This is a genomic window from Streptomyces sp. SX-6 (assembly GCF_059089585.1).
In genome coordinates, this window is sequence record NZ_JBTHHU010000013.1 from 186,865 (window position 1) to 198,023 (window position 11,159).

An 11,159-nucleotide genomic window follows, 5' to 3' on the forward strand; every position below is an offset into this window, starting at 1 on the left:
TTCGACGTCCGGCCCACGACACAACGAGCTACCGGTAGTCGGCGCTGATCCCGCGCTCGTAGTCGAATGTCGCGGTCGCCTTGGAGTACCGCCACTCCGGCTCCAGCAGGTTCTTCTCCAACTGGGCGGCGGCCGCCGGGCTCTCCACGATGTAGCCGAAGTCCTGCAGCCACGACGGATAGAGGTTCTTCGACCCGATGTAGAAGGTCGAGCTGTCCACCAGCACCAGCTTGTGGTGCAGGGCATAGGGGTGGCCGTCGGCCCACTTGGCCGCGTCCGAGCTGCGGAAGGTGGCCAGCTGCAGATGCGCGGCCATGGCCTTCTGCGCTGCCTCCTGGCCCCCGGCGATCCGTGCCAGCCGGTTGCGGAGCACATCGCTGATCTCCGACACCGACTTGATCTGCGAGTACCCGCCGCTGCCGACCACGCCCCGGTTGGCCGGGTCGCTCACCACGATGCGGACCTTGACCCCGGCGGCCAGCTTGGCGGCGAGGATGTCATAGAGCCGGATGTCGTACCGGGGGAGCGGCGGGCAGGTGGAGTTGAGGTCCTGCTGCGAGAGCACCACGCTGTTCCGCGCGCTCTCCACCAGGGCGCGCAGGGTGCTCCCCTCCGGGTTGACCGTGTCGTAGTCGCGGTCGGCGTTGGTGTTGTCGTGCACCCCCACCACGCACTTGGTGTCCGGCGCGGACGGCAGCTCCGGACGGAACCCGGACTTCTCGTCCTTCTTCCTGATCCCGACCCCCAACCCGCCCACGGCGATCACCGGTACGTCGCCGGTGGGCCCGGCAGGCGTCGGGTTGGCCTCCTGCTCCATGCGCGGCATGCAGCCCGTCCCCTTGGACGCCGAGAACCAGACGCTGGTCACATTGCTCTTGTTCCGGCAGGTCCAGGACCACAGCTGGTCGAGATAGCGCCCGGCCGTGTGCGCCGCCGGCCCGGTCAGCGCCAGATCAACATCCGTCACCGGATGGGCGGTGTCCAGGTAACCGTCCTTCCAGTCGTTGATCCCACCGGCGATGACCGATTTCCCGTCCACCACCAGCAGCTTGGAGTGGTTCCAGGAGAAGGCGGTCTTGGACGTCGTCATCGAGGCGGTGTTCAGCTCGATCCCGGCCGCCGTGTCCTTGCCCAGCTTGCCCAGCAGATCGTTCCGGTAGGAGGACGGCAGCACATTGAGGTGATAGACCGGCGCGGCCCCCACCAGCACCCGCACCTTCAGCCGATTGCCCTTGCTCACGGCCGACTTGAGCCCGGCCACGATGGCGTCCTGGAACGCGCCGTCGGGGAAGGGCGCCAGCGTGGATATGTCGACGGTGCGCTGCGCCTGCGCGATGTTCTCCGTCATCTTCGCCAGCAGCCGCTTGCTCCCCGGCCGTTCGGCGCACTTGGCGTCACCCCAGCAACCGGGCGTCTGCAGCAGCCAGTCCGCGGCTCCATCGGCCGAGGCGTCCAGCTTGTTGCCGGCGGTGCGCTGCCAGACCTCTCCCTCCAGCCCCGGCGACACGTCGCGCAGGGTGCGCTCGATCGCGTCGAGGTGCGGGGTGGCCGCGCTCTCGTCCGCGATGGCGGGGCCGGCGGGGAGGGAACTGACGGTGAGGGCGGTCAGCAGGGCGATGGGCGTTAAGCGGGCAAGCCTGCGGCGGAGCATGGGGTTCCTTTGACAGAAAATTAACAATACGGGGTGACAGGTTGAATGTTTAAGATCGCCTGTCGACCAACTGCGCAGAAGCTACCAGGTGTGCGGACGGCGTCGCTCGTACGCCCAACTTCGTTCCCAGCCACGGCCGATCACACAGCTGCGAGCCAACCCGTATACTGGCGAGGATTCTGATCGTGTGTTGAGGAGACCAGACGTGGTGGTGGACGACGACATCTCCGGGTGATACCCGGACCCGACGGGCCACCGGCCGGTGCGTGGAAGCACCGCCGTCGTGGCTGCGTTGTCGTTCCCTCTTTTCCTCCCCGTCTGCTGCCGAGGCAGAAATGTCATCCCTGCCTCCCTCCCCCACGAGGTTACCTCCATGTCCGGCGTTTCCGTCGTCTGCTCGAACCTGTCTTTCGCCTGGCCCGACGACACCCCTGTCTTCCAGGACCTGTCCTTCACTCTCGGCTCCGGCCGTACCGGTCTCGTAGCGCCCAACGGCACCGGTAAGAGCACCCTGCTCAAGCTCATCGCCGGCAGCCTGCGGCCCCGCACCGGGTCGGTCGCCGTGACCGGCACCCTCGGCTACCTGCCGCAGAGCCTTCCCCTGACCGGCGACCTCACCGTCGCCGAGGTACTGGGCGTCGCCGCGATCATCCAGGCCATCGAAGCCGTCGAGGCGGGCGACGCCGACGAGAAGCACTTCACCACCATCGGCGACGACTGGGACATCGAGGAACGCACCCGCGCCCAGCTGGACCGCCTCGGCCTGGCCCACCTCGCCCTGGACCGCACCCTGAATACCCTCAGCGGCGGCCAGGTCGTCTCCCTCGGCCTGGCCGCCCAACTGCTCAAGCGGCCCGACGTGCTGCTGCTCGACGAACCCACCAACAACCTCGACCTCGACGCCCGCCACAAGCTCTACGACGTACTGGCGACATTCAACGGTTGCCTGCTCCTGGTCAGCCACGACCGTGCCCTCCTCGACCGCATGCAACGCATCGCCGAACTCGACGGCTGCGGCCAACTCCGCCTCCACGGCGGCAACTTCACAGCGTACGAGGAGGCAGTGCGCGCCGAGCAGGAGGTGGCCGAAAAGAACGTCCGCAACGCCGAGCAGGAACTGAAGCGGGAGAAGCGGGAGATGCAGCAGGCCCGCGAACGCGCCGAACGCCGCCAGAGCAACGCCGCCCGCAACCTGAAGAACGCTGGCCTGCCCCGCATCTTCGCCGGCACCATGAAGCGCGGCGCGCAGGAGTCCGCCGGTCGCGCCGGCCAGATGCACGCTGGCCGGGTCACCGAGGCAAAAGCCCGGCTGGACGAGGCCGGACGGACCCTGCGCGAGGAGCAGCGCATCACGCTGGACCTGCCCGACACCGACGTACCCGCCGGACGCAACCTGTTCCTCGGCGAACAACTCCGCGTACGGCTCGGCGACAAGGAAGTATTCACCGGCGGCGGTGTCGACCTGACGATCCGGGGCCCGGAACGCATCGCGCTGCTGGGCCCCAACGGCGCGGGCAAGAGCACCCTGTTGCGTCTGCTCAACGGAGACCTGGCCCCGTACAGCGGCGAGATCAAGCGGGCCGACGGGCGTATCGCCTACCTCTCACAACGCCTCGACCTGCTCGATGACGACCGTACGGTCGCCGAGAACTTCACCGAATACACCCCGCAGCGGCCGGAGGCCGAGCGGATGAACCTGCTCGCCCGCTTCCTCTTCCGGGGCGCCCGCGCCCACCTGCCCGTAGGCGTGCTCTCCGGCGGCGAGCGGCTGCGCGCCACCCTGGCCTGCGTCCTGTGCGCACAACCGGCCCCGCACCTGCTGCTCCTGGACGAGCCGACGAACAACCTCGACCTGGTCAGCGCGGGCCAGCTCGAGAGTGCCCTGAACTCCTATCAGGGGGCCTTCGTCGTGGTCAGCCACGACGAACGGTTCCTCCGGGAGATCGGGGTGAACCGGTGGCTGCGCCTGGCCAACGGTGAACTGACCGAGCCAGGAGCCCCCGAGGTGTGAGCCAGTCCAGCGACATGTCGACCGGCAGAGGCGGAAAGAACATGATCATCAACGACAGGCTCTACATCGGCGGCACTTGGACCCGGCCCAGCACCCCGACGCACACACTGGAGATCCACTCCCCGCACGACCGGTCGGTCATCGGCCGCGCCGCCCAGGCATCCCCCGCGGATGTGGACCGCGCGGTGGCGGCCGCCCGGAAGGCCTTCGACCTCGGACCGTGGCCGCGAACCGCCCCTGCACAGCGCATCGAGGCCATCCGCCGCCTGAACGCGCTGCGCGAGGACCGCGCGGAGGAGATCGCGGCACTGATCTCCGCCGAGAACGGCTCGGCGATCTGGTTCACCAGGGCGGGACAGCCCGGGCTGACCCGGCAGGCCAACGCCTACCTCAAGGCAGCCGAGGAGTTCGGCTGGGAGGAGACGCTCCAGCCATCCGACCCCGCACTGCCTATTCGTAGCGTGGTGCGCCGCGAGGCGATCGGCGTGGTCGCCGCGGTGATTCCGTGGAACTCCCCGTTCTCGGCCGCCCTGGCCAAGATCATCCCAGCGCTGCTGGCGGGCAACACCGTCGTATTGAAGACCTCCCCGGAGAACTCGCTCAGCATGAACCTGCTCGCCGAGCTCCTGGACGCGGCCGGCCTGCCCGAGGGCGTGGTCAGCGTGCTCCATGCCGACCGGGAGACCAGCGAGTACCTGGTCTCCCACCCCGGCGTCGACAAGATCGCCTTCACCGGTTCCACCCGCGCCGGTCGACGGATCGCCTCCATCGCTGGCGAGCAGCTCAAGCGGGTCAGCCTGGAGCTCGGCGGCAAGTCGGCCGCGATCATCCTGGAGGACGCCGACCTCACCAAGGCCGTCGCAGGCCTGAAGTTCGCCTCGCTGCTCAACAATGGCGAGGCATGCATCGCCCAGACCCGGATCCTCGCACCGCGCTCGCGGTACGAGGAGGTCGTCACCGCGCTCAAGGAACTGATCGAGTCCCTGAAAGTGGGCAACCCCGCCGACGAGGACACCTTCATCGGCCCGATGATCTGCCCCGACCAGCAGCAGCGGGTCCGTGACTACATCCGGCTCGGCATGGAGGAGGGGGCACGCCTGGTCGTCGGCGGCCCGCAGGTGCCTTTGGGCCTGGAGGGCGGCAACTACGTCACCCCCACCGTCTTCGCCGACGTCGACAACCGGATGCGGATCGCCCAGGAGGAGATCTTCGGTCCGGTGCTGGTGGTCATCGCCTACGACGACGAGGACGACGCGGTCCGTATCGCCAACGACTCGGAGTACGGCCTCTCCGGCGGCATCTGGTCCGCCGACGAGCAGCACGCGATGGCCGTGGCGCGACGCGTACGGACCGGCACGGTCACCGTCAACGGTGCCCCGATCGGCTTCGACGGCCCCTTCGGAGGCTTCAAGTCCAGCGGTATCGGCCGTGAGTACGGCGCCACCGGACTGGCCGGCTACGTCGAGTACAAGACGATCACCGCCTGACCGCCGGCGTCGGCGCCCCACGGGAACCAACGTGATCGGCAGGGCGGTTGCCGTCGTCTGGCCGGTCACCCGGTGGACCACACTGCCCGTGCCCGACACGTTCGATCGCTGACATCCGGCGGCGGGCGCACTGCCGCTCGATCGTCTCTGACTTCGCGGGCAAGCTTGGCGGGGCCCAGCCGGGGGGCGCAGCCGGTCGGGTCCGTCCCGGTGGCGGGGACGGATCCGATACGGCTCGAAGTGCGCCGGAACATATGGAGGACCCATGACCGCACAGCCCGCAGAAGATCCGACCGAACTCATCCCCCGCCCCGAGAAGACGTTCCCTGCGCTGCGGGCCGCACTTGCGCGCATCGCTCCTTCGCGTCTCGCGGAGTTTCAAGCGGACCATGATTCGGCGTTCACGTCGGCCACCCAGCATGCCTCGTTCAACCCGATCCGTATGTTCCAGATCAAGTGGGCGACCGAGATCGAGATCGAGCGTCGCCCTGACCTGGCAGCCCGATATCGCGCCGCCCTGGAAAATGCGAACACCCTGGATCGCAGCGACCCGAAATGGCGCGAGGCCATGGATGAGTGCATGGCGGTCCGTGATGAGGCCCGATCCGCGGTGACCGATGACTGATGGCTGGGCGCGGGAATGCGACCTTGAGCAAGAGCGGCAGCCTCGAACGCTTCAGCGTATCAATGCGTCCATCCACGCTTCGCCGTGCGGCGGCACAAAGTAGTAACCTCCGCCAACTGTAAGGACATACTTGGCGAGCGCTTCTCCCACCAAGCGCTTCTGCGTCGCCTCGAAGCCCCTCGTGAGGTCGCGCTGAAAACAAGAGAAGATCAGTCCGGTGTCGCCGTTGCCTCGGTCGTAGCTGTAGCTGCGCCGCACCATTGACGGTGGCTTCCGTCGGTTCGGAGCCGCCATCCTCACATGCGAATCCAGTGGCGTGATCTTTCCCTTGGGGTCGGCAGCGAAGTTCGGCTCCTCACTAACAGGTGTCCCATCCAGCCAACGGCCATCGCGCCGACGGCCAATGACGCGCTCCTGCTCCTCGGAGGAATCCTTGTCCCATAGTTCCGTCGCGAATCGCACGATGCGTATGACTTGGTAGCTACCTCCCACGGCCCACTCGGGCTCGCCCTGGTCGGCGCGCACCAGGGAGCGATCCAAGGCCTCCCTCTCACTGGGTGGATTACCGAACCCCTCGGTGAAATGAAAGGGATTACGCGCCAGCCCTTTGCCTTCTTCAACCCGGTTGTCGGCACGGAATCCGTCGACCCGCCAACGGAGTTGCCACGGTGGGGAATCCCTCAGTAGTCGCTCCGCCGCTTGTGTCACGACCGCTCGCGATTCACCCGCAATCTGGACCAGCATGTCGCCGTGCGAGGTTCGGGGGTCCAGCAGGTCACCCGCGAAGGTCGGCATCGCTCGTAGGTGGCGCGGCTGGTGATCGTTCCTGTCGAACAGGCCCGCGCCCAACGCTATCCCACCGGTCGCACCGCCCTCGTTCAACGCTTCCGCCGCACGCGCCAACTCCCTTACTGCCGCCCAGCGGCGGTGCCCATCGCCGAGCAGGTCAAAGGCCATGACTTGTGTGTATGACGCGGGAACCACCCCGCGCAGCTGAGTCGGCGGCTCCGGCGAAGCATCGCGATCCCCGTGGCCAGCAGAGTTGTCGGAATGTGCCGAACACCCCGTCACGCCAGCGGCGAACAGCACTCCGCCGATCCCCAGTACGGTTCTGCGCTCCACACGTCCCCCCGTCTTCGGCTCAGGGGCAGATTCAGGGACACCTTTCAGCTATTGGCGATCGCCCTCATTCGTGCCCGCGACTCGACTCAGGACACGGACCGCTTCCGTGTCCTGCTCGACGGTCCGCACGTCTGCTACATACTCGAACAGAACCCTTTGGGTTTCTGATCAATATCTCAAGGAGCGCCACCCATTGCCTTCAAGGCTTCACGCGCCGCCGCAACGACATCACCCCACCCTTGGGAATTAATCATCTCTGCGTCGCTTGATGCAGAAGAAGACAGAACGGAGTCAAGCGCAGAGTTCAGTGCAGCCATTGCGGAGACTTCTTCGTCGTCAGCAAGGACATACCCCAGCCTTCCGCTCGGCTCGGCCAGAACACCCGAGTCATCGAAGAAATCCAGCGCCTCGTCAAGGCCAGAGGCGCCCGGGGCTTGAAGCGTCCAATGCTTCTCTTGCCAAACCCTGTCACCTAGCTTAACCAGCCAGTCAACCAACTGGCTTCGTATCCAGGGCGTCTGAAGGCCATGACCCTTAGGGGGCATTCCAGGTCCTCCATGTCTGCCACTCGCTCAGTGGTATATGAGCCTCCGCCGGATAATCTTGTATTCGCGCATTGGGAGGCAGAAGCTCGCCACCGCGCCCCACGATCCTTCCCCCGGAGTTGATCACCACGTGATCAACTTGCTGGGTGTCCCATTGAGAGTTGGGGTCTCCCCTGTCGATACGAACGCTGTCTTGTCCCTTCGGAGCGCGCCACACAAAGCCCTCCTTATTGACATTCTTCCTGAACTTGCTCGTCATATTGGGGCCAGACCAGCCGCTCGGGATTTTCCCACTCCCATACGGGAACCAACCAGGACCGATCCCCGGACAATTCGCATTGTGAACGAGGACCGGCGTCTGGCCCGCAAGCACATAGTAGGTGTGCAGGCCGTCGACCGTGAGGTTGTGAGCCTCGGCCGCGGCCGTGCGGTGCCGTACGGCCGTGACCTGGACCCATGTGCCCGCGCTGGTCTGCAACCACTGGCCGGCCTTCAACTCACGTGCAGGCACCCACTCGTGGAGGGCGGGCACCCAGAAGGGGTGGCCGTCGGTGGCGGTGAGGTGGCCGGTGTCGGATGACGATTCCGTTGTCAGGTCGACGAGTTGTTTCTGCCCGTCGCCCTGGATCAGCGTGGTCACGGCACGTGGTCCGGTCTCACCCGTCTCGGGGTCGGTGGCCATGACCTGGTCGCCGACCTTGACGTCCTTGATCGCCTTTTGCGTGCCGTCAGCCATCAGGACCGGGGTGTCCGGAGTGAAGCTGTTCTTCAGGCACTGCGCGGCTCTGCTCGCACCCCAACCCTCCAGGAACTCGCCCAGGCCGGTCCCGAGCATCCCCGTCAGACAGCTGCTGGCCGCCGACGTGATGACCTGGCCCCAGCTGACTTTGCGTCCGGACAGGCGTTGGCCGAGCCAGTCCATGCCGCCGTCCATCAGGCCACCGACGACGCATCCGGCGATCAAGGGGTTGTTGCCGGTGGGGTCGGTATAGGTGGTCGGGGAAGACAGGGCGTACTGGTAGAGGTTGGGGCCGCCCGCCTGGCCGATGGGGTCCTCGGAGATGAAGCGGCCGGTGGACGGGTCGTAGTAGCGGTTGCGGAAGTACAGCAGTCCCGTCCCGTCGTCCTCACGGCCGGTGAACGTGTACGGGTTGGTGGACGGTGATCCGTCGGACGAGGACTGGCCGTTGGGGTCGTAGGCGTAGGTGGTGGCAATCGTTCCGTCGTCGTTGGCCAGACCCACCACCGAGCCCAGCGCATCCGTCAGGTAGACCTGAGTCCTGCCGCCCTCTGCACGGGTCAGGAAACGGTCCAGGCCGGATGTCGTGACCGTTGCGGTGGGATTGCCCGAACCATCCAGCTCGGCCAGGGGGTTGGATCCGTCGGTCAGAAACCCGGAGGATCTGCCTTCTACCTGCTTGGACGCTCGGCCGCCCAGCGGATCGTAGGAAAACGTGGAGGAGCTGCCTGCCTTGGTCAGTCCGGTGAGCTGGCCGCGGGCGTTCCAGGTGTAGTCGCGCAGGCCGTCCGACTTCAGACGGCCGTCCCTGTCATAGGTGAACGAGCGGCTGCCCAGCCGGGTGAGGCGGTTGGCGTCGTCGAACGCCGCTCCGTCCTCCGCAGCCGGCAGCGCGACCTTGGCCAGCCTGCCCGTCAGGCCGGTGTGCAGGCCGCGCTCGTCACGGGCGTAATTCAGGTCGCCGACAGCTGTTCCCGCGCGGGAATAGGTGATGGCCTTGACCATCCCGGTCCTGTCCAGATCGGTGGCACGGGTCCAATTGCCAGGCAATGCGACGGACTTCTCCCTCCCGACCGCATCCAGAGCGAAGGTGACGGTGCTGCCGCCAGAGGTGAGGGAGGTGAGGATGCCGGACTTGTCGTAGCCATAGCCCGTGGTGACCCCGGCCGCGCTCATCTGCGTGCGCTGGTCGGCCGCGTCGTAGTCGTAGGAAACGGTGCCGGTGGGGCCGGTGACGGTCTTGGTGCGGTCGTAGTCGTCGTAGGCGAAAGCCTGTGTGCCCGACGCCGAATCCGTGATCTGTTGGAGCAGGTCGACGTAGTTGTAGAGGTAGGTCGCGGTGGATTCGGCCTGGCCGGCCGAACCGACGCCGTAAGCCACCGACTTCGTGCGGCCGAGGAGGTCGTACTCGGCCGTTGCCGCTTGGCCGGATCGGTTGGTGGACCGGGTGATGTGTCCTGCAGGGTCGTACTCGAAGGCCGCCGTGGCCCCCACAGCATCCGTTGCGCTCTTGGGCCGGTCGGCGTCGTCGTACGCCCATGTCGATGCCTTGCCGCGTGCGTCACTGAGCGAGGTGAGGTTGCCGTTGTCGTCGTAACCGAAGCGGATGCCGTTGCCCAGCGGGTCCGTGGTCTGGGCGGTCTGGTTGAGCTTGTCGTAGGCGACGGTGCTGACCGCGCCCGCCGTGTCGGTCAGCGCGCTGGGCCGCCCGGCGGCGTCCCAGAACTGGGCCGATATTCGGCCCTCGGCGTCCTTTGCCGCGATCCGCATGCCATGGCTGTAGGTGTACTGGGTCACCGCACCCGACGCATCGGTGACCGTCTTCACCTGGCCTTCGGCGGTGTGCGTGAACGTGGTCCTGCGACCCTCGGGATCCGTCGCCGTCTGCACATCGCCGTTGGCGTCGTAGCCGAGCAGGGTGGTGTTGCCCAGTGCGTCGGTGGACTTGGAGATCTGGTCGTACGGGCCGTCGTAGGAAACCGTTCCGGATTCACGGGCCTTGCCCGTACCCGCCAGCCGGGTGGACGAGATCACGTGACCGGCCGCGTCGTAGTGCAACTGCGTACGTCGGCCGAAGGGGTCGACGATCGCGTCAACACGGTGGTTCGGCCCGCGCTCGAAGACGGTTTTACGGGCGAGGTCCGAGCCGTGAGCCGCCGTGTCCGAGGTACCGAAACCGTCTCCGTCGAAGGTGACACGACGCACCGCGCCACTGGGCTGCTTCGCCTCGGTGGCGGTGACCTTGCCGACATCGTTCTTGGCGTACGAGAAGGTGTATTTGGCACCCTCGGCAAGGGCCTGCTCCTTCACCCGCCCGTCTGCGTCATACGAGTTGGTCATGTAGGTGATGCCGCGGGCATCCGTCGCGGTGGCGATCCGGTTGCTGGCGCCGTCGTAGGTGTAACGGCTCACCTTGCCCGCCACGTCGGTCACTGTTGCAAGACGACCAGCGCTGTCGTACGTGTAGCCGGTGGTGCGTCCTGTGTTGTCGCGTGCTTCGCGGACTCGGTGGTACTCGTCATAGGCGAAGGCGAAGGCGATCCAGCGTCCGCCGGGCGTGGTGATGCGGGTGATCTCGCCCTTGTTTCGGTCCCGTCTCGTCAGCTCAACGGTGTTTCCGTGACGATCACGGATTTCCTTCAGCGCTGCATACTGCGGGAACACCCATACGCTGCCATCACGGAACTTGAGATCCCACCCGGCGTTCCCACTCCAGGAGATCTTCGTTCCCCGGAATCCACTGGGCGTGTCTGTGGGCTCGAAAACTGCGTCGTCGTAGCTGGTGCCCGGCGAAGTATGCACGTAGTGCACGCTCTGTCCGCCGGGGAGGTACAAGTCGACTTCCTTGTACGGGTCGTGTCCCTTGAAGTGGTGTAGCGAGTTGCGTGCCAACGATCATGTTGTCGGCGGGATTTCGTCGTGGGTGTGGTCGGCCGGGTAGAGCTGGTCCATGCTGCCTTCGGGGAGGTAGCGGCGGGG

General features: G+C 66.4%; 7 protein-coding genes. 3 read left to right on the forward strand and 4 right to left on the reverse strand.

Annotation, left to right across the window (positions count from 1 at the left end):
* Positions 1–28: 28 nt before the first annotated feature.
* Positions 29–1,651, reverse strand: coding sequence for a phospholipase D-like domain-containing protein (locus tag ACV530_RS18505; RefSeq protein WP_494333625.1), 1,623 nt, complete (start codon positions 1,649–1,651; stop codon positions 29–31).
* Positions 1,652–2,024: 373 nt separating this feature from the next.
* On the opposite strand from ACV530_RS18505, the gene abc-f reads away from it, so the two are divergent.
* The 3 genes from abc-f (at position 2,025) to ACV530_RS18520 (ending at position 5,774) form a co-directional block, all read left to right on the forward strand.
* On the forward strand, positions 2,025–3,662 hold the full coding sequence (gene abc-f / locus ACV530_RS18510; RefSeq protein ID WP_494333626.1) for a ribosomal protection-like ABC-F family protein: 1,638 nt from the start codon (positions 2,025–2,027) through the stop codon (positions 3,660–3,662).
* 41 nt (positions 3,663–3,703) lie between these two features.
* A complete protein-coding gene (locus tag ACV530_RS18515; RefSeq protein WP_494333634.1) occupies positions 3,704–5,149 on the forward strand; it encodes an aldehyde dehydrogenase in 1,446 nt (481 codons plus the stop codon).
* Between the two features lie 265 nt (positions 5,150–5,414).
* The gene (locus tag ACV530_RS18520; RefSeq protein ID WP_494333627.1) at positions 5,415–5,774 is read left to right on the forward strand and encodes a hypothetical protein; all 360 of its coding nucleotides are present in this window, start codon (positions 5,415–5,417) and stop codon (positions 5,772–5,774) included.
* 51 nt (positions 5,775–5,825) lie between these two features.
* Here ACV530_RS18520 and ACV530_RS18525 read toward each other — a convergent pair whose 3' ends face one another.
* From ACV530_RS18525 to ACV530_RS18535, 3 genes are all read right to left on the reverse strand, one after another.
* Positions 5,826–6,731 (reverse strand): Dyp-type peroxidase, encoded by a 906-nt coding sequence (locus ACV530_RS18525; protein WP_494333628.1) that lies wholly within the window; start codon positions 6,729–6,731, stop codon positions 5,826–5,828.
* Positions 6,732–7,072: 341 nt separating this feature from the next.
* Positions 7,073–7,441 (reverse strand): SCO4402 family protein, encoded by a 369-nt coding sequence (locus tag ACV530_RS18530; protein ID WP_494333629.1) that lies wholly within the window; start codon positions 7,439–7,441, stop codon positions 7,073–7,075.
* Positions 7,431–11,015, reverse strand: a complete 3,585-nt coding sequence (locus tag ACV530_RS18535) for an RHS repeat-associated core domain-containing protein (RefSeq protein WP_494333630.1) — start codon at positions 11,013–11,015, stop codon at positions 7,431–7,433. Before ACV530_RS18535 ends, ACV530_RS18530 begins: the two co-directional genes overlap by 11 nt.
* Positions 11,016–11,159: the final 144 nt, after the last annotated feature.